21 protein-coding genes and 1 tRNA gene are annotated in these 18,621 nt (G+C 59.5%); 20 read left to right on the top strand and 2 right to left on the bottom strand.

The annotated features are described in order from the left end of the window. Positions 1-351 precede the first annotated feature (351 nt). A tRNA-Leu gene (locus tag AC07OP_RS08975) sits at positions 352-436 on the bottom strand. A 108-nt stretch (positions 437-544) separates the two neighbouring features. Here AC07OP_RS08975 and queA point away from each other — a divergent pair. From queA to AC07OP_RS08945, 6 genes are all read left to right on the top strand, one after another. Next, positions 545-1,594, top strand: a complete 1,050-nt coding sequence (gene queA / locus AC07OP_RS08970; RefSeq protein ID WP_098478810.1) for a tRNA preQ1(34) S-adenosylmethionine ribosyltransferase-isomerase QueA — start codon at positions 545-547, stop codon at positions 1,592-1,594. Between the two features lie 5 nt (positions 1,595-1,599). Further along, on the top strand, positions 1,600-2,715 hold the full coding sequence (gene tgt / locus AC07OP_RS08965; RefSeq protein ID WP_003175976.1) for a tRNA guanosine(34) transglycosylase Tgt: 1,116 nt from the start codon (positions 1,600-1,602) through the stop codon (positions 2,713-2,715). A gap of 43 nt (positions 2,716-2,758) precedes the next feature. Continuing rightward, positions 2,759-3,097: a preprotein translocase subunit YajC gene (gene yajC / locus AC07OP_RS08960; RefSeq protein WP_003175975.1), complete on the top strand. Its 339-nt coding sequence runs from the start codon at positions 2,759-2,761 to the stop codon at positions 3,095-3,097. A gap of 62 nt (positions 3,098-3,159) precedes the next feature. Further along, a complete protein-coding gene (gene secD, locus AC07OP_RS08955; protein ID WP_027605408.1) occupies positions 3,160-5,028 on the top strand; it encodes a protein translocase subunit SecD in 1,869 nt (622 codons plus the stop codon). A 9-nt stretch (positions 5,029-5,037) separates the two neighbouring features. Continuing rightward, on the top strand, positions 5,038-5,952 hold the full coding sequence (gene secF, locus AC07OP_RS08950; protein ID WP_495100469.1) for a protein translocase subunit SecF: 915 nt from the start codon (positions 5,038-5,040) through the stop codon (positions 5,950-5,952). Between the two features lie 124 nt (positions 5,953-6,076). Further along, the gene (locus AC07OP_RS08945) at positions 6,077-6,619 is read left to right on the top strand and encodes a glycine zipper 2TM domain-containing protein (protein ID WP_015885750.1); all 543 of its coding nucleotides are present in this window, start codon (positions 6,077-6,079) and stop codon (positions 6,617-6,619) included. 108 nt (positions 6,620-6,727) lie between these two features. Here the strand turns inward: AC07OP_RS08945 and suhB are convergent, their stop codons facing one another. Then, entirely contained in the window at positions 6,728-7,543 is an 816-nt protein-coding gene (gene suhB, locus AC07OP_RS08940; protein ID WP_003175971.1) for a type III secretion system regulator SuhB, read from the bottom strand. Positions 7,544-7,688: 145 nt separating this feature from the next. Here suhB and trmJ point away from each other — a divergent pair, with 145 nt between their 5' ends. The 14 genes from trmJ (at position 7,689) to AC07OP_RS08870 (ending at position 18,619) form a co-directional block, all read left to right on the top strand. Further along, a complete protein-coding gene (trmJ, locus tag AC07OP_RS08935) occupies positions 7,689-8,459 on the top strand; it encodes a tRNA (cytosine(32)/uridine(32)-2'-O)-methyltransferase TrmJ (RefSeq protein ID WP_003210307.1) in 771 nt (256 codons plus the stop codon). A gap of 2 nt (positions 8,460-8,461) precedes the next feature. Further along, positions 8,462-9,244, top strand: coding sequence for a serine O-acetyltransferase (cysE, locus tag AC07OP_RS08930; protein WP_065924871.1), 783 nt, complete (start codon positions 8,462-8,464; stop codon positions 9,242-9,244). 304 nt (positions 9,245-9,548) lie between these two features. Next, complete coding sequence (iscR, locus tag AC07OP_RS08925; RefSeq protein ID WP_003194020.1) at positions 9,549-10,040, top strand: Fe-S cluster assembly transcriptional regulator IscR; 492 nt, start codon at positions 9,549-9,551, stop codon at positions 10,038-10,040. A 50-nt stretch (positions 10,041-10,090) separates the two neighbouring features. Then, positions 10,091-11,305, top strand: a complete 1,215-nt coding sequence (locus AC07OP_RS08920) for an IscS subfamily cysteine desulfurase (RefSeq protein WP_017530022.1) — start codon at positions 10,091-10,093, stop codon at positions 11,303-11,305. A 99-nt stretch (positions 11,306-11,404) separates the two neighbouring features. Then, positions 11,405-11,791 carry a Fe-S cluster assembly scaffold IscU gene (gene iscU, locus AC07OP_RS08915; RefSeq protein WP_003175965.1) on the top strand — a complete coding sequence of 129 codons (387 nt, stop codon included), beginning with the start codon at positions 11,405-11,407 and terminating at the stop codon, positions 11,789-11,791. A gap of 28 nt (positions 11,792-11,819) precedes the next feature. After that, positions 11,820-12,143, top strand: coding sequence for an iron-sulfur cluster assembly protein IscA (gene iscA, locus AC07OP_RS08910; RefSeq protein ID WP_024077295.1), 324 nt, complete (start codon positions 11,820-11,822; stop codon positions 12,141-12,143). A gap of 8 nt (positions 12,144-12,151) precedes the next feature. Then, positions 12,152-12,673 carry a co-chaperone HscB gene (gene hscB, locus AC07OP_RS08905; protein ID WP_027605413.1) on the top strand — a complete coding sequence of 174 codons (522 nt, stop codon included), beginning with the start codon at positions 12,152-12,154 and terminating at the stop codon, positions 12,671-12,673. 53 nt (positions 12,674-12,726) lie between these two features. Continuing rightward, on the top strand, positions 12,727-14,589 hold the full coding sequence (gene hscA, locus AC07OP_RS08900; protein WP_495100470.1) for a Fe-S protein assembly chaperone HscA: 1,863 nt from the start codon (positions 12,727-12,729) through the stop codon (positions 14,587-14,589). 3 nt (positions 14,590-14,592) lie between these two features. Continuing rightward, positions 14,593-14,934 (top strand): ISC system 2Fe-2S type ferredoxin, encoded by a 342-nt coding sequence (gene fdx / locus AC07OP_RS08895; RefSeq protein ID WP_027605415.1) that lies wholly within the window; start codon positions 14,593-14,595, stop codon positions 14,932-14,934. 14 nt (positions 14,935-14,948) lie between these two features. Next, positions 14,949-15,149, top strand: coding sequence for a Fe-S cluster assembly protein IscX (gene iscX / locus AC07OP_RS08890; protein ID WP_017846180.1), 201 nt, complete (start codon positions 14,949-14,951; stop codon positions 15,147-15,149). A gap of 91 nt (positions 15,150-15,240) precedes the next feature. Continuing rightward, a complete protein-coding gene (gene ndk, locus AC07OP_RS08885) occupies positions 15,241-15,666 on the top strand; it encodes a nucleoside-diphosphate kinase (protein ID WP_017846179.1) in 426 nt (141 codons plus the stop codon). 29 nt (positions 15,667-15,695) lie between these two features. Further along, complete coding sequence (gene rlmN, locus AC07OP_RS08880) at positions 15,696-16,844, top strand: dual-specificity RNA methyltransferase RlmN (protein ID WP_027605416.1); 1,149 nt, start codon at positions 15,696-15,698, stop codon at positions 16,842-16,844. 12 nt (positions 16,845-16,856) lie between these two features. Beyond that, positions 16,857-17,615, top strand: coding sequence for a type IV pilus biogenesis/stability protein PilW (gene pilW, locus AC07OP_RS08875; RefSeq protein ID WP_115487246.1), 759 nt, complete (start codon positions 16,857-16,859; stop codon positions 17,613-17,615). Continuing rightward, the gene (locus AC07OP_RS08870; RefSeq protein ID WP_495100471.1) at positions 17,615-18,619 is read left to right on the top strand and encodes a RodZ domain-containing protein; all 1,005 of its coding nucleotides are present in this window, start codon (positions 17,615-17,617) and stop codon (positions 18,617-18,619) included. The genes pilW and AC07OP_RS08870 overlap by 1 nt, the downstream gene beginning before the upstream one ends. Positions 18,620-18,621 lie beyond the last annotated feature (2 nt).

Genomic DNA, 18,621 nt, shown 5'->3' with positions numbered 1-18,621 from the left:
GTCATCGTCAAGATTAAATTCCGAAACCCCATTTGCGAAAGCAGATGGGGTTTTGTTTTGGGCGCTCGGAAAGTGCGAAGAGGCGCCTCGGGAGGGGCTTCAGCGCTAGAGTCCATGCCCATTGAAGGAAACAGGATCTCCGCTCGAGATGCTAGCAGTACTTTGGGTGGGTCCAAGGGTAACCAAGGGGCGTTTTAGTGTTCTCGCAAGGCCTGTGAGTGGGCCTGCTGGACTTTATGCTGGGGGTTGAGGGGGAGTCGCACTATCTCGCTCTCTGGGACTGTCGCGGCCTCAGAGCGCTTTTCTGCAGACGAAAAAAAAGACCTTGAATTTCAAGGTCTTTCTTTAAGATGGTGCCCCGAGGGAGACTCGAACTCCCACTCCTTTCGAAAACGGATTTTGAATCCGCCGCGTCTACCAATTCCGCCATCAGGGCTCAATGGCGGCGAAGTATAGAGATGAGATTACCGTTGGTCAATCACGTTTCATGGTCTATTTTCACTATTTCCGCTAAACTTCCCGGCCCTGCTAGACGAACCCCATCATGCGCGTTGCTGACTTTACTTTTGAACTCCCGGATTCGCTGATTGCTCGCCACCCTTTGGCCGAGCGTCGCGCCAGTCGACTGCTGACCCTGGACGGGGTCAGCGGTACCCTCGCACACCGTCAATTCACTGATTTGCTTGAGCATTTGCATCCGGGCGATCTGATGGTGTTCAACAATACCCGGGTTATCCCGGCACGGCTGTTTGGCCAGAAAGCATCCGGCGGCAAGTTGGAAATTCTGGTGGAACGAGTGTTGGACAGCCATCGTGTGCTGGCCCATGTACGCTCCAGCAAGTCGCCGAAACCGGGTTCGAGCATCCTCATCGAGGGTGGCGGTGAAGCCGAGATGGTGGCGCGTCATGATGCGCTGTTCGAACTCCGGTTCGCCGAAGAGGTTTTGCCGTTGCTGGAGCGTGTCGGCCATATGCCGTTGCCTCCTTATATCGACCGCCCGGACGAAGACTCGGACCGTGAGCGCTATCAAACGGTCTATTCCCAGCGCCTCGGTGCGGTTGCCGCGCCGACTGCCGGGCTGCATTTTGACCAGCTGCTGCTGGATGCGATTGCCGCCAAGGGCGTCGAGACAGCCTATGTGACCCTGCACGTGGGGGCCGGCACGTTTCAGCCGGTGCGTGTGGATAACATCGAAGACCACCATATGCACAGCGAATGGCTGGAAGTCAGCCAGGACGTCGTGGACGCAGTTAGCGCCTGCAAGGCGCGCGGCGGGCGGGTGGTTGCGGTGGGCACCACCAGCGTGCGCTCCCTTGAGAGCGCGGCGCGTGATGGCGTGCTCAAACCGTTCAGTGGCGACACCGATATCTTTATTTACCCAGGCCGGCCGTTCCATGTGGTCGACTGCCTGGTGACCAACTTCCATTTGCCGGAATCCACGCTGTTGATGCTGGTGTCGGCCTTCGCGGGTTATCCCGAAACAATGGCGGCGTACAAAGCAGCCATCGACAATGGATACCGTTTTTTCAGCTACGGTGATGCGATGTTTATCACCCGTAATCCGGCGCCGCGCGGCCCAGAGGAACAACTATGAGTCGTATGTCGTTTGAATTGCTCGCTACCGACGGCAAAGCCCGTCGCGGTCGCCTGACGTTTCCGCGCGGTACGGTAGAGACCCCGGCATTCATGCCCGTGGGCACCTACGGCACCGTCAAAGGCATGCTGCCGCGTGACATCGTCGCCACCGGCGCCGAGATCATCCTCGGCAACACCTTCCACCTGTGGCTGCGCCCAGGCACTGAAGTGATCAAGAAGCATGGCGACCTGCATGACTTCATGAAGTGGCAAGGTCCGATCCTCACGGACTCGGGTGGTTTCCAGGTGTTCAGCCTGGGTGCCATGCGCAAGATCAAGGAGGAGGGCGTCACTTTTGCCTCTCCAGTGGACGGTTCCAAGGTATTCATGGGCCCGGAAGAGTCCATGCAGGTGCAACGCGACCTGGGCTCGGACATCGTGATGATTTTCGACGAGTGCACGCCGTACCCGGCCGATGAAGACGTCGCGCGGATTTCCATGGAGCTATCCCTGCGTTGGGCCCAGCGTTCGAAGAATGCCCATGGCGACAACACCGCGGCGCTGTTTGGCATCGTCCAGGGCGGCATGCATGAAAGCCTGCGCAAACGCTCGCTGGAAGGCCTCGACAAGATCGGTTTTGACGGCCTGGCCATCGGCGGTTTGTCGGTGGGCGAACCCAAGCACGAGATGATCAAGGTACTGGACTACCTGCCAGGCCTGATGCCCGCTGACAAACCTCGTTACCTTATGGGCGTTGGCAAACCCGAAGATCTCGTAGAGGGTGTGCGCCGCGGTGTGGACATGTTCGATTGCGTGATGCCAACCCGTAATGCCCGCAATGGGCATCTGTTCATCGATACAGGCGTGCTCAAGATCCGTAACGCGTTCCATCGCCATGATGATTCGCCGCTGGATCCCACCTGTGATTGCTACACCTGCCAGAACTTCTCCCGTGCTTATCTGCACCATCTGGACAAATGCGGGGAAATGCTGGGTAGCATGTTGAATACCATCCACAATTTGCGTCACTACCAAGTCCTGATGGCTGGTTTGCGCGAGGCTATTCAACAGGGTACATTGGCCGCCTTCGTCGATGCCTTCTATGCCAAGCGCGGGCTCCCTGTGCCGCCCTTGGACTGAGTTTTCCGACCCTAAGATTCACTATTTGCAACTGGAGTGCTAAATGAGCTTTTTTATCTCTAACGCCATGGCTGACGCCGCTGCGCCTGCTGCTGCCGGCCCTATGGGCGGTGGTTTCGAGTGGATTTTCCTGGTCGGCTTCCTGGTCATCTTCTACCTGATGATCTGGCGTCCACAGGCCAAGCGTGCCAAAGAGCAGAAGAACCTGCTGGGCAGCCTGCAGAAAGGCGACGAAGTCGTGACCACCGGCGGTATCGCGGGCAAGATCACCAAGGTTTCCGATGCTTTCGTGGTTCTGGAAGTCTCCGACACCGTGGAAATGAAGTTCCAGAAGGGCGCCATCGCCGCCACGCTGCCAAAAGGCACGCTCAAAGCGATCTAAGTTCCAACCTTTACCAATCGACGGGGCGCGCAAGGCGCCCCGCGTTATAAGCGGGCGGCGTGATGCTGAACAAATACCCTCTGTGGAAATACGTACTGATCCTGGCGGTGCTGGCGATCGGTTTTATTTATTCCGCTCCCAATCTTTACCCTGATGACCCGGCGATCCAGATCACTGGCGCCAGCACTTCGCTGCAGGTCAACCAGGCTGACCTGGAACGCGCGAGCAAGGCACTGGCCGACGCGGGTATCCAGGTTAAAGCGGCAACATTGGCAGCTGGTGCGAAGGGCGGGTTGTTGCGCCTGACCAAGCAAGAAGACCAATTGCCGGCAAAAGATGTCGTACGCAAGGCCATGGGTGACGACTACGTCGTTGCGCTGAACCTGGCACAGACCACCCCACAGTGGTTGCGCAGCATTGGCGCGCACCCGATGAAGCTGGGTCTGGACTTGTCCGGCGGTGTGCACTTCCTGCTGGAAGTCGACATGGACAAAGCCCTCGACGCACGCCTGAAGGTCTATGAAGGCGATGTGAAGAGCCTGCTGCGCAAAGAGAAGTTGCGTTATCGCAGCCTGCCGCAGCTCAACGGTGCCATCCAGCTGGGCTTCTCTGACGAAGCTTCCCGTGAACAGGCCCGTGCGCTGATCCGCAAGAACTTCAATGATTTCGACATCGTACCGGCCGACCTGAATGGTCAGGCGGTACTGCGTCTGGCGATGAGCCCGGCCAAAATCGCGGAAATCCGCGAATACTCCATCAAGCAGAACTTGACCACGGTACGTAACCGCGTCAACGAGCTGGGTGTGGCCGAGCCGATTGTTCAGCGTCAGGGCGCCAACCGCATCGTGGTTGAGCTGCCGGGCGTGCAGGACACCGCTGAAGCCAAGCGCATCCTGGGTAAAACCGCCAACCTGGAGTTCCGTCTCGCGGCTGAGCCGGGTGCTTCCCGTGCAACTTCCGAAGAGTTCGAGTTCCGTGAAGGCAATCGTCCTCCGGCGCTGATCGAGCGTGGCTTGATCATCACCGGTGACCAGGTGACCGACGCCAAGGCCGGTTTCGGCGAGCACGGTACCCCTGAAGTGAACATCCGCCTGGATGGCCACGGCGGCGAACTGATGAGCCGCGCCACGCGCAGCAACGTTGGTCGCAGCATGGCGGTGATCTTCATCGAGCAGCGCCCGGTGACCACCTACACCAAGCAAATGGTCAACGGCGTCGAGAAAGACGTACCGGTGCAGACCTTCAAGGAAGAGAAGAAGATCATCAGCCTGGCGACCATCCAGTCGCCGCTGGGTGCTCAATTCCGCATCACCGGCCTGAACGGCCAGGGCGAATCCTCGGAGCTGGCCCTGTTGCTGCGTGCCGGTGGCCTGGCTGCGCCGATGTACTTCGCTGAAGAACGTACCATCGGTCCGAGCCTGGGTGCCGACAACATCACCAAGGGTATCGACGCGGCCTTGTGGGGCATGCTGTTCGTGTCGCTGTTCATCATCGCCATCTACCGCTTCTTTGGCATCATTGCCACCGTGGCCCTGGCGGGCAACATGGTGATGCTGCTGGCCCTGATGTCGCTGCTGGGCGCCACGCTGACCCTGCCAGGTATCGCCGGTATCGTACTCACCATGGGTATGGCGGTAGATGCCAACGTGCTGATCTTCTCGCGGATTCGTGAAGAGATCGCCGCCGGCATGACCGTACAGCGAGCAATCAACGAAGGCTTCGGCCGGGCATTTACCGCGATTCTCGACTCCAACCTGACCACATTGCTGGTTGGCGGGATCCTCTTTGCCATGGGCACCGGCCCGGTCAAAGGTTTTGCGGTAACCATGTCCCTCGGTATCTTTACCTCGATGTTCACGGCCATCATGGTGACCCGCGCAATGGTCAACCTGATCTTTGGCGGGCGTGACTTCAAGAAGTTGTGGATTTAAGGGGCTGCCATGTTACGTACAATCAACTTCATGGGCGTTCGCAACATTGCGTTCGGCGTCACCGTGCTCCTTACCGTTCTGGCGTTGTTCAGCTGGTTCCATAAGGGCCTGAACTACGGTCTGGACTTCACCGGCGGTACGCTCATCGAGCTGACCTACGAGAAGCCTGCCGACGTCACCCTGGTGCGCAGTGAGCTGGTCAAGGCCGGCTATCACGAAGCCATCGTGCAGAGCTTCGGTGCGACCACCGACCTGCTGGTGCGCATGCCTGGCGAAGACCCGCAACTGGGTCACCAGGTAGCCGAGGCCTTGCAGAAGGTGGGTGGCGACAACCCGGCGTCGGTCAAGCGCGTCGAGTTCGTGGGCCCGCAAGTGGGTGAAGAGCTGCGCGACCAGGGCGGCCTCGGCATGCTGATGGCGCTGGTCGGCATCATGATCTACCTGGCTTTCCGCTTTCAGTGGAAGTTCGGTGTCGGCGCCATTGTGTCGCTGATCCACGACGTGATCGTGACCGTGGGTATCCTGGCGTACTTCCAGGTCACCTTCGACCTGACCGTGCTGGCGGCCGTGCTGGCGATCATTGGTTACTCCCTCAATGACACCATCGTGGTATTCGACCGGGTCCGCGAGAACTTCCGCGTACTGCGCAAGGCGTCGCTGATCGAGAACATCAACATCTCCACCACCCAGACCCTGTTGCGGACCATGGCGACGTCGATCTCCACCTTGCTGGCGATCGCGGCGCTGATGATCTTCGGCGGCGACAACCTGTGGGGCTTCTCCCTGGCGCTGTTCATCGGCGTCCTGGCGGGCACCTACTCGTCGATCTACATCGCCAACGTGGTGCTGATCTGGCTGAACCTCAACAGCGAAGACCTGATCCCTCCTGCCGCCACTGGCAAGGAGGTCGACGACCGTCCTTGATGGGCGCTTGTTGATCTGCTGTTACGAAAAGGGCGCGAGTATTGAACTCGTGCCTTTTTTTTTGCTCCAAGGCTGGGTATAGCGCGGATCTTTCGGTCCGTTTGTGATGGTCAGGAGGTTCAACGTGAACAAGTCGTTACTGGTTGGTGCGGTATTGGGTGCTGTCGGTGTGACTGCCGGGGGTGCTGTTGCCACCTACAGCCTGGTAAAAAGCGGCCCTGAGTATGCGCAAGTGCTGGCGGTGCAGCCGGTGAAAACCCAGATTAAAACACCTCGCGAAGTCTGCAAGGACGTCGCAGTAACCCGGCAGAAGCCGGTGCAGGATCAACATCAGATCGTCGGTACCGTGGTGGGTGCACTGGCCGGTGGCCTGTTGGGTAACCAGGTCGGTGGCGGTAACGGCAAGAAGCTGGCCACTGTGGCAGGTGCGGTCGGTGGTGGTTACGCCGGTAACAAGGTTCAGGAAGGCATGCAGAACCGCGATACCTATACCACCACCCAGACTCGCTGTAACACCGTCAACGACATCAGCGACAAGGTCGTTGGCTATGACGTGCGTTACACCTTGGATGGCAAGGAAGGTTCGGTGCGCATGGATCGTGATCCGGGCGGCCAGATTCCAGTCGACAAGGAAGGGCGTCTCGTCCTGGGCCAGAACCAGCAGTAAGCCTTCTCCTGTATTTGATTTGTGGTGTTGTTGGTATTTAAGCCCACATCAAGCAAATCCCTGGCATAAAAAAAGCACCCCGCAGGGTGCTTTTTTTTGCTCGCTCGCTTAGCGCTTCAGCGATGCCGGCAGGTGCGGCTGGATCGCCGTCAGTACTGCCTTGAAGCATTTGGTGTTGCCGGCAACGACGTGGCCTTTTTCCAGGAAGTCATGACCGCCGGTGAAGTCGCTCACCAGGCCGCCGGCCTCTTGGATCAGCAGGGCGCCTGCAGCCATGTCCCACTCGGACAGGCCTGACTCCCAGAACGCATCAAAACGACCGGCAGCCACATAGGCCAGGTCCAGGCTGGCCGCGCCAGCGCGACGGATGCCGGCAGTCTGGCCAACCAGGGCGCGAAACATGCCCAGGTAGTTTTCCAGGTTGTCCATCTGGTCGTCACGGAACGGGAAGCCTGTACCCAGCAGGGCGCCGTCCAGGCTGGTGCGACCGCTGACGCGCAGGCGACGACCGTTCAGTTGGGCGCCACGGCCACGGCTGGCGGTGAATTCTTCCTGGCGAACAGGATCGAGTACTACAGCGTGTTCCAAGCGGCCACGGTATTTGCAAGCAATGCTGACGGCAAAGTGGGGGATGCCGCGCAGGAAGTTGGTGGTGCCATCCAGTGGGTCGATGATCCACAGGTAGTCTTCGCCTTCGCCGCTGCCTTTGTGCAGGCCGGTTTCCTCGCCGAGGATGCCGTGGGTAGGGTAGGCCTTGCGCAGCGCGTCGATGATCTTCTGTTCAGCGGCGCGATCCACCTCGGACACATAATCCTTGGCGTCTTTTTCGTCGACCTTGATGGTATCCAGGCGCTCGATGGAGCGGAAGATCAATTCACTGGCGCTGCGGGCGGCGCGCAGCGCGATATTCAGCATGGGCTGCATGGATGTGTCACCTAAGGTTGTTAAAGAAAGCCGAGCATTCTAGCAGAAACTTTCTTCAGGTGAAGGACGACGTTAGCTTTCATGGCATAACCTTAGGCTGTTCTGTAAGATTTGCTCCCCTTTCCCGTGTCCGAGAGCGCCTACCTTGCTGCAAAACATTCGTGTCGTCTTGGTCAATACCAGTCATCCCGGCAATATCGGCGGGGTGGCGCGAGCCATGAAAAACATGGGGCTGACGCGCCTGGTGCTGGTCGAGCCGCGCGTGTTCCCGCACCACGAGGCCGATGCCCGCGCATCCGGCGCCAATGACATCCTGGAAAAAGCCCAGGTGGTCGCCACTCTGGAAGACGCCTTGGTCGGCTGCAACCTGGTGCTTGGCACCAGTGCCCGTGACCGCCGCATCCCCTGGCCGCTGCTGGATCCGCGTGAGTGCGGTACCAAGGTGGTGGAAGAGGCGGCCGGCGGTGCTGAAATCGCCCTGGTGTTCGGCCGTGAAGACTCCGGCCTCACCAATGAAGAGCTGCAACGATGTCATTATCACGTGCACATTCCATCAGACCCTGAGTTCAGTTCGCTGAACCTCGGAGCAGCGGTGCAGGTGTTGAGTTACGAAGTGCGCATGGCCTGGCTGGCCGCTGAAGGCCAGCCGAGCAAGGTAGAGAAGGATGAAGTGGCGTCGACCAAGAGTGGCGAACTGGCCACCATGGACGAGCTGGAGCGGTTCTATGAGCACCTGGAGCAAACCCTGGTGGCCATCGAATTCCTCGATCCGGAAAAGCCTCGGCACTTGATGGCGCGCCTGCGCCGCCTGTACGGGCGCAGCTCGGTCAGTCGAGCAGAAATGAATATATTGCGTGGCATCCTCACGGAAACCCAGAAAGCGGCCCGTGGCGAGCTTCTTAAGCGGAAGGATTAAAAATGTTCGAGCGTTTGCGAGAAGATATCCAGAGTGTTTTCCACCGTGATCCGGCGGCGCGCAACGCCTTTGAAGTGCTGACCTGCTACCCGGGCATGCACGCGATCTGGATCCATCGCCTGTCCGGCGCCTTGTGGAATATGGGCTGGAAATGGCTGGCGCGGCTGGTGTCGAACTTCGGCCGCTGGTTGACCGGGATCGAGATTCATCCGGGTGCCAAGGTGGGGCGTCGCTTCTTTATCGATCACGGTATGGGCATCGTCATTGGTGAGACTGCCGAGATCGGTGATGACGTGACCCTCTACCAGGGCGTGACATTGGGCGGCACCAGTTGGAACAAGGGTAAGCGCCACCCGACGCTGGAGGATGGTGTGGTGGTGGGGGCGGGCGCGAAGGTGCTTGGTCCGTTCACCGTAGGGGCTGGCGCCAAAGTCGGCTCCAACGCCGTGGTAACCAAGGCGGTGCCGGCCGGTGCCACAGTGGTGGGTATTCCGGGGCGGATCATCGTCAAGCCGGAAGTGGGCGATGAGCAGGAAGCCAAGCGCAAGGCCATGGCCGAGAAAATCGGTTTCGATGCCTACGGTGTCAGTGAGGACATGCCCGACCCGGTGGCGCGCGCCATCGGCCAGTTGCTTGACCACCTGCAAGCGGTGGACGGCAAGCTGGACGGTATGTGTGGCGCGCTGAAGGAGTTGGGCAGCAGCTACTGTGCAAAAGACCTGCCTGAGCTGCGCGAAGAGGACTTTGCCGAGATCAAGAGTGAGCCCGCAACCAAGGCTGGCTGAGATCTCGCATTTGCTGCTAGGCCCATGATGGAGGGCGCTTGCCCCCCGATGGCCGTCTGTCAGTCATCCAATATATTGACTGATCCACCGCTATCGGGGGCAAGCTCCCTCCCACATTTGATCTCCATTGGTCTTGATATCGAGCCATCACCCCCGCTGCTGCTGTTCGTCCTCGCCCCATCCTGCTATGATTCGCGCGCCCTTTTTACGGGTAATCCTGACTAAAGTACTAGGTCTTATAGTTGACTTAAATACTCGGGAATCGCATACTTGCTCCCATTCTGAAACACCTTGGTACTTGTCCATGAGACTGACTACAAAAGGCCGATACGCGGTGACCGCCATGCTTGACTTGGCCTTGCACGCGCAAACTGGGCCGGTGTCCCTGGCCGATATCTCCGAGCGCCAAGGCATTTCCCTGTCCTACCTTGAGCAACTGTTCGCCAAGTTGCGCCGCAGCAATCTGGTCTCCAGTGTGCGTGGGCCGGGCGGCGGCTATCAGCTGTCCCGCGACATGCAGGGCATCCAGGTGGCCCAGGTGATCGACGCGGTCAACGAATCCGTCGACGCGACCAAGTGCCAGGGCCTGGGTGACTGCCACGCCGGCGATACCTGCCTGACGCACCACTTGTGGTGTGACTTGAGCCTGCAGATCCATGAGTTTTTGAGTGGTATCAGCTTGGCTGATCTTGTGACTCGCCGTGAGGTGCAAGAAGTAGCCCAGCGTCAGGACCAGCGCCGTTGCAACACCAAGGCGCCGCGTCTGGACAAGATCGAAGCGTCCGCCGTCGAGTGACAGCCGAAGAGCTAACGGCACGCCAGCCAGCCTGATTTAGGAGAAAGTCCATGAAATTGCCGATTTACCTTGATTACTCAGCGACCACCCCGGTTGATCCGCGTGTCGCGCAAAAGATGAGCGAGTGCCTGCTGGTCGACGGAAACTTCGGCAACCCGGCCTCCCGTTCCCACGTTTTCGGCTGGAAAGCCGAGGAAGCGGTCGAGAACGCTCGTCGCCAGGTTGCTGACCTGGTTGGCGCCGATCCGCGTGAAATCGTCTGGACCTCCGGTGCCACCGAGTCCGACAACCTGGCTATCAAGGGCGCGGCGCATTTCTACGCGACCAAAGGCAAGCACCTGATCACCACCAAGATTGAGCACAAGGCTGTCCTCGACACCATGCGCCAACTGGAGCGTGAAGGTTTCGAGGTCACTTACCTCGAGCCAACCACCGACGGTATCGTCACCCCGGCGATGATCGAAGCCGCGCTGCGTGAAGACACCATTCTGGTTTCCGTGATCCACGTGAACAACGAAATCGGCACCATCAACGACATCGCGGCCATCGGCGAGCTGACTCGCTCCAAAGGCATCCTGCTGCACGTCGACGCCGCTCAGTCCACCGGCAAGGTCGACATCGACCTGTCCAAGCTGAAAGTCGACCTGATGTCGTTTTCGGCCCACAAGACCTACGGCCCCAAAGGCATCGGCGCCCTGTACGTGAGCCGCAAACCACGCGTGCGCATCGAAGCCACCATGCACGGCGGCGGTCACGAGCGCGGCATGCGTTCGGGCACCCTGGCGACCCACCAGATCGTCGGCATGGGCGAAGCCTTCCGCGTCGCCAAGGAAGACATGGCAGCCGAAAACGTACGTATCAAGGCCTTGAGCGATCGCTTCTACAAGCAGGTCGAGAACCTTGAAGAGCTGTACATCAACGGCAGCATGACTGCCCGTGTACCGCACAACCTGAATTTGAGCTTCAACTATGTCGAAGGCGAGTCGCTGATCATGGCGCTCAAGGACCTGGCGGTTTCGTCCGGTTCGGCCTGCACCTCGGCTTCGCTTGAGCCTTCGTACGTACTGCGCGCCCTGGGCCGCAACGACGAACTGGCTCACAGCTCCATCCGCTTTACGTTCGGCCGTTTCACCACCGAAGAGCAAGTCGACTACGCCGCGCAGAAGGTCTGCGAAGCCGTCAACAAGCTGCGCGTCCTGTCGCCGCTGTGGGACATGTACAAAGACGGTGTCGATATTTCCAAGATCGAGTGGGCGGCACACTAACTATAGAAGCCGCCACCCCAGCTCTGTAGGAACGTGGCGGAAAACGCAGGCGTTTCTACAGGGTTCCAGAGCGGCCCTGATGAGTGAGGATTCAGTACCATGGCTTACAGCGAAAAGGTCATCGACCACTACGAAAACCCGCGCAACGTCGGCAAGATGAACGCGGAAGATCCTGATGTCGGCACCGGCATGGTCGGCGCTCCGGCGTGCGGCGATGTGATGCGCCTGCAGATCAAGGTCAACGACGCCGGCGTTATCGAAGACGCCAAGTTCAAGACTTACGGTTGCGGTTCGGCCATCGCCTCCAGCTCCCTGGCGACCGAATGGATGAAAGGCAAGACCCTGGATGAGGCTGTGACTATCAGCAATACCCAGCTGGCCGAAGAACTGGCCCTGCCGCCAGTGAAAATCCACTGCTCCGTGCTCGCTGAAGACGCCATCAAGGCGGCCGTTCGCGACTACAAGCAGAAGAAAGGCTTGATCTAAGCATTTGGCGACGAGTAAGGAGTCAACGATGGCTATCAGCATGACAGAAGCGGCTGCGCGGCACGTGCGACGCTCCCTGGATGGGCGCGGTAAAGGTGAGGGGATTCGTCTGGGTGTTCGCACCACGGGCTGCTCCGGCCTTGCCTATGTGCTGGAGTTCGTCGACGAGGTGGTCGATGAGGACCAGGTGTTCGAAAGTCACGGCGAGAAAGTGATCATCGACCCTAAAAGCCTGACCTACCTGGACGGCACCGAACTCGATTTCGTGAAGGAAGGGTTGAACGAAGGCTTCAAGTTCAACAACCCCAACGTACGCGGTGAATGTGGCTGCGGCGAAAGCTTCAACATCTGAGGCTATTCGTGGGTACTCCTTGTCATTTCGCTTTATTCGAGCTGCAGCCGAGTTTTCGGCTGGATCTCGAGCAGCTTGCCACGCGCTACCGAGAATTGGCGCGTGGGGTGCATCCGGACCGTTTTGCTGACGCCTCCGAGCGTGAGCAACGCCTGGCGCTGGAGCAGTCGGCCAGCCTCAACGAAGCCTATCAGACGCTCAAGAGCCCTCCTAAACGCGCGCGTTACTTGCTCGCGATGAACGGTGGCGAGTTGCCGCTGGAAGTGACCGTGCACGACCCGGACTTCCTGATGCAGCAGATGCAATGGCGTGAAGAACTCGAAGACCTGCAGGACGAAGCCGATGTGGCGGGTGTCGCGGTCTTCAAGCGTCGTCTGAAAGTTGCCCAGGATGAGCTCAACGAAAGCTTCGCAGCCTGTTGGGACGATGCAGCGCAACGTGAACAGGCCGAGCGCCTGATGCGGCGCATGCAGTTCCTCGACAAGCTCACCTACGAAGTGCGCCAGCTGGAAGAGCGCCTCGACGATTAACCCAGTGTGCTGCCCGTGATGCGCGCCTGATAGACAGATAAGACCTGATTACCATGGCTCTACTGCAAATCGCCGAACCCGGCCAAAGCCCTCAGCCGCACCAGCGTCGCCTGGCGGTGGGGATTGACCTGGGTACCACCAATTCCCTGGTTGCTGCCTTGCGCAGCGGCCTGTCCGAGCCGCTGCCCGATGCCGATGGCCAGGTGATCCTGCCGTCCGCCGTGCGTTATCACGCTGATCGCACCGAAGTCGGTGAGTCAGCCAGGTTGGCGGCGTCTACCGATCCTTTGAACACCGTGCTGTCGGTCAAGCGCTTGATGGGCCGTGGTCTGTCCGACGTCAAGCAATTGGGCGACCAGTTGCCGTACCGCTTTGTCGGTGGCGAATCCCATATGCCGTTCATCGACACCGTCCAGGGCCCGAAAAGCCCGGTGGAAGTGTCGGCGGATATCCTCAAGGTGCTGCGCCAGCGCGCGGAAACCACGTTGGGTGGCGAACTGGTCGGCGCGGTGATCACCGTCCCGGCGTATTTCGATGATGCCCAGCGCCAGGCCACCAAGGACGCGGCGAAACTCGCCGGCCTGAACGTGTTGCGCCTGCTCAACGAGCCGACCGCTGCGGCCGTGGCCTATGGCCTGGACCAGCATGCCGAAGGCTTGGTCGCTATTTACGACCTGGGTGGTGGCACTTTTGATATTTCGATCCTGCGCCTGACTGGCGGCGTGTTCGAAGTACTGGCTACCGGTGGCGATACAGCGCTGGGTGGCGATGACTTCGACCACGCCATCGCGGGTTGGATCATCAGCAGCGCCGGCTTGTCCGCTGACCTGGATCCGGGCGAGCAGCGTAACTTGCTGCAAACGGCCTGTGCCGCTAAAGAGGCGCTGACTGACGCTGCTTCTGTTGACGTTTCCTACGGCAGTTGGTGCGCCAAGCTGACTCGCGAAGCCTTCGATTTGTTGATCGAACCGATGATCGCCCGCAGCCTGAAAGCATGCCGTCGAGCCGTGCGTGACTCCGGCATCGAGTTGGAAGACGTCGGTGCCGTGGTCATGGTCGGCGGTTCAACCCGTGTGCCGCGGGTTCGCGAAGCCGTTGCCGAAGCCTTTGGTCGCCAGCCGCTGACGGAAATCGACCCGGACCAGGTGGTCGCCATCGGCGCCGCCATCCAGGCCGATACCCTGGCCGGCAACAAGCGTGATGGCGGCGAATTGCTGTTGCTCGACGTCATCCCGCTGTCCCTGGGGCTGGAGACCATGGGTGGCCTGATGGAGAAGGTGATTCCGCGCAACACCACCATCCCCGTCGCGCGCGCCCAGGACTTCACCACCTACAAAGATGGCCAGACGGCCATGATGATTCATGTACTGCAAGGTGAGCGCGAGCTGATCAGCGACTGCCGCTCCCTGGCCCGCTTTGAATTGCGCGGCATCCCGGCCATGGTCGCGGGTGCGGCGAAGATTCGCGTGACCTTCCAGGTCGACGCCGACGGCCTGCTCAGCGTCGCCGCGCGCGAACTGGCGTCCGGCGTTGAAGCCAGCATCCAGGTCAAGCCGTCCTACGGCCTGACTGACGGTGAAATCGCCAAGATGCTCAAGGATTCGTTCCAATACGCCGGCGACGACAAGGTCGCGCGCGTACTGCGCGAGCAACAAGTGGATGCCCAGCGCCTGCTCGAAGCGGTGCAGGGCGCCCTGGATGCCGACGGCGAGCGCCTGCTGGATGCCGAAGAGCGCATGGTCATCGACCTGCAGATGCAGGAACTGGCCGAACTGATGAAAGGCAACGATGGTTACGCCATCGAGCAACAGACCAAGCGCTTGTCGCAGGTCACTGACGCCTTTGCCGCCCGCCGCATGGATCAGACGGTGAAAGCCGCACTGGCCGGGCGCAACCTGAATGAAATCGAGGAATAATTAATGCCGCAGGTCATTTTTCTGCCACACGCCGAGCATTGCCCGGACGGTATGGTTGTTGAGGCTGAGACCGGCAAGTCCATCCTCGAAGTTGCCCATGACAACCACATCGAGATCGAAAGTGCCTGTGGTGGTGTGTGTGCCTGCACCACTTGCCATTGCATCATTCGCGAAGGCTTCAATAGCCTGGAAGAGGCCGATGAGTTGGAAGAAGATTTTCTTGACCGCGCCTGGGGCCTGGAAGCCACTTCTCGCCTAAGCTGTCAGGCCAGGGTCGGGACTGAAGACATCACCGTCGAAATTCCGAAATATTCGCTCAACCATGCGGCCGAAGCGCCGCACTGATTCAAGGAAGTGTCATGAGTCTTAAATGGGTTGATGTGCAAGAGATCGCTATCCTGTTGGCCGACGGCAACCCGGATATGGATCCCTATTCCCTGAATTTTGTTGCTTTGCGTGACATGGTCATGGCCTTGCCAGGCTTTGATGATGAGCGCGATCGCGGTGGCGAAAAGGTCCTGGAAGCTATCCAGACTGCCTGGAAAGAAGAACAGGACTGACGCCTCCCTTACGCAGTTAGGCAATACCCAAGAACCCGCGTATAATTCGCGGGTTTAATTTTTCGTAAATTACCGTTTCTGGAGTTACACCATGGCTGTTCAACGTACTTTCTCCATCATCAAGCCTGACGCTGTTGCAAAAAACGTCATCGGCGAGATCACCACTCGTTTCGAAAAAGCCGGCCTGAAGGTTGTAGCTTCGAAACTCAAGCAACTGTCCAAGGCTGAAGCTGAAGGCTTCTACGCTGAGCACAGCGCTCGTGGCTTCTTCGGCGATCTGGTTGCCTTCATGATCTCCGGTCCTGTTGTTGTTCAGGTTCTGGAAGGCGAAAACGCCATCGCTCTGAACCGTGAGCTGATGGGCGCTACCAACCCTAAAGAAGCCGCTGCCGGCACCATCCGTGCTGACTTCGCTGACTCCATCGACGCCAACGCTGTACACGGTTCGGACTCCGAAGCCGCTGCTGCTCGCGAAATCTCGTACTTCTTCGCAGCTACCGAAGTAACCACTCGCTAAGCATCGGCTTAAAGAGTGAGGGTGAATCCATGACGACATCGACTGTAAAAACCAACCTGCTGGGTCTGACTCAACAGGAAATGGAAAAATTCTTCGACTCAATCGGGGAGAAGCGTTTCCGTGCCGGTCAGGTAATGAAATGGATTCACCACTTTGGCGTCGACGATTTCGACGCCATGACGAACGTCAGCAAGGCCCTGCGCGACAAGCTCAAGGCTATTGCTGAAGTACGTGGCCCCGAAGTGGTCAGCGAGGACATCTCCAGCGACGGCACCCGTAAGTGGGTGGTGCGCGTAGCGTCCGGCAGCTGCGTCGAGACTGTGTACATTCCCCAGGGCAAGCGCGGCACCTTGTGCGTTTCGTCCCAGGCAGGCTGTGCCCTGGACTGCAGTTTCTGCTCCACCGGCAAGCAAGGCTTCAATAGCAACCTCACCGCCGCCGAAGTGATCGGCCAGGTGTGGATTGCCAACAAATCCTTTGGCAGCGTCCCGGCGACCGTCGACCGTGCCATCACCAACGTGGTGATGATGGGCATGGGTGAGCCGCTGCTGAACTTCGACAACGTCATCGCAGCCATGCACCTGATGATGGACGACCTGGGCTACGGCATCTCCAAGCGCCGTGTGACCCTGTCGACCTCCGGCGTGGTCCCGATGATCGATGAGCTGGCCAAGCACATCGACGTCTCCCTGGCGTTGTCGCTGCACGCACCCAATGACGCATTGCGTAACCAATTGGTGCCGATCAACAAGAAGTATCCGCTTAAGATGCTACTCGAATCCTGCCAGCGTTATATGGCGACCTTGGGCGAGAAGCGTGTGCTGACCATTGAGTACACCATGCTCAAGGATGTTAACGACAAGGTCGAACACGCGGTCGAGATGATTGAACTGCTCAAGAACACCCCGTGCAAGATCAACCTGATTCCGTTTAACCCGTTTCCACATTCTGGTTACGAGCGGCCAAGCAACAACGCCATTCGCCGTTTCCAGGATCAACTGCACCAGGCCGGCTACAACGTCACCGTGCGCACCACCCGTGGTGAAGACATCGACGCCGCCTGTGGTCAATTGGTCGGGCAAGTGATGGACCGTACCCGCCGCAGCGAGCGCTATATCGCCGTGCGTGAATTGAACGCCGCCGACGATCTGCCGCAAATTGCTGTGAATCGAATCTGAGAGAGGATCTCTATGCCCTTGCGCCTTGCGCTGCTTTTGCTGGTTACCGGCCTCGCCGCCGGTTGTGTTTCATCGGGCCATGACAGCCCTTTGCAAACCGGCAAGGGCCGTGACGAGGCGCGGGTTGCCTATGTGCAACTGGGGTTGGGTTACCTGCGACAAGGCATGAGCGAGCAGGCCAAGGTGCCGTTGAAAAAAGCCCTTGAACTGGATAGCGACGATGCCGACGCCAACGCTGCGCTGGCCCTGGTGTTCCACGCCCAGGCCGAGCCTGAACTGGCTGACCGGTACTTCAACAAAGCCCTGGCCGCACGGCCTGCCGATCCGAAACTGCTGAACAATTACGGCAGTTTCCTGTTCAAGCAAAAGCGTTATGAGCAGGCCGCCCTTTATTTCCAGCAAGCCAGTACCGATACCCTCTATCCTGAGCGCGCACGGGTGTTCGAGAACCTTGGGGTAACCTCGATGCGCCTCGGCCAGCGCGACAGCGCACGCCAGCAGCTGGAAAAAGCCCTGCACTTGAACGGCCATCAGCCACGAGCGCTGCTCGAAATGGCTGAGTTGTCCTACGAAGACAGGCATTATGTGCCGGCACGTGACTATTACGAGCGTTTTAGCCTGCTCAGCGGGCAAAATGCACGTAGTCTATTGCTCGGCGTGCGCCTGGCGACGGTTCATGAAGAACACGACACGGCCGCACGTTTTGGCCAGCAACTCGAACGACTCTATCCCGGTACGCCGGAATATCAGCAATACCTGTCGGAGCAATGATGAAAGCGGCGCACCCGGAAGTTGTAGCAGCTAATCGCGTAAACCCAGGCGACACCTTGCGTCAGGCCCGCGAAAGCAATGGTTGGTCGCTGGCGGAAGTGGCCCTCAAGCTCAATTTGACCACCACCTCCCTGGGCAACCTTGAGGCCGGCGCATTCGACAAGCTGCCTGGGCATACCTTCGCCCGTGGCTATATCCGCGCCTACGCCAAGTTGCTGGGCATCGACCAGGCCGTGTTGGTCCAGGAGTTCGACCAGTTCACCGGCACCGACTCCCAGGGCAGCAACGTGCATGGCCTGGGGCGCATCGAAGAACCGGTGCGGGTTTCCCACACAATCCTGCGTATTGTCAGCCTGTTGCTGCTGATCGCCGTGATCGGCGGCGGTTTCGTCTGGTGGCAAGACCAGACGTCCCAGCGCAGTAAGGACCTGACCAGCAACGCCATGGAGCACGTCGAAGTCGAAAGCGCCGACGGCACCACCCAGATTCATCCGCTGGATGAGCCGGAAGACCAGGCCGTAGCCCAAGGCCAGGCTGCCCCCGAAACCCCGGCCGCCGCTGAACCGTCCGAGCCGGAAAGTGCCCCGACCGCCGCCGTACCGGCCCCAGTGACACCGACCGCGCCAACTCACACGCCCGCGGCTCCGGTTGCCCAGGCTCATACACCGGCTGCTCCGGCCCCGGCGCCAGCGAGTACTACGGCGCCAACCGCTCCGGCAGCCCCGGCGATTTCACCACCCACCACCCCTGCGTTGATCGCCGGTGACGGGCGTGTACAAATTACCTTCGTCGCTGACTGCTGGACGCAAGTCACCGATGGCAACGGCAAAGTGCTGGTCAGTGGTCTCAAGCGTAAGGGCGATACGCTCGACCTGGGCGGCAAGCCTCCTTTGACGCTGCGTCTGGGCTTCGCCCGTGGCGCGCAAGTGGCCTACAACGGCCAGCCTGTAGACGTAGCGCCGTTCACCACTGGCGAGACCGCTCGCCTGAAGTTGGGACAATAGTC

It is taken from the genome of Pseudomonas sp. GW821-FHT09D08 (assembly GCF_059416305.1).
Note: the sequence above shows the minus strand (reverse complement) of the source record. Positions and strands in the feature narration are given on the sequence as shown.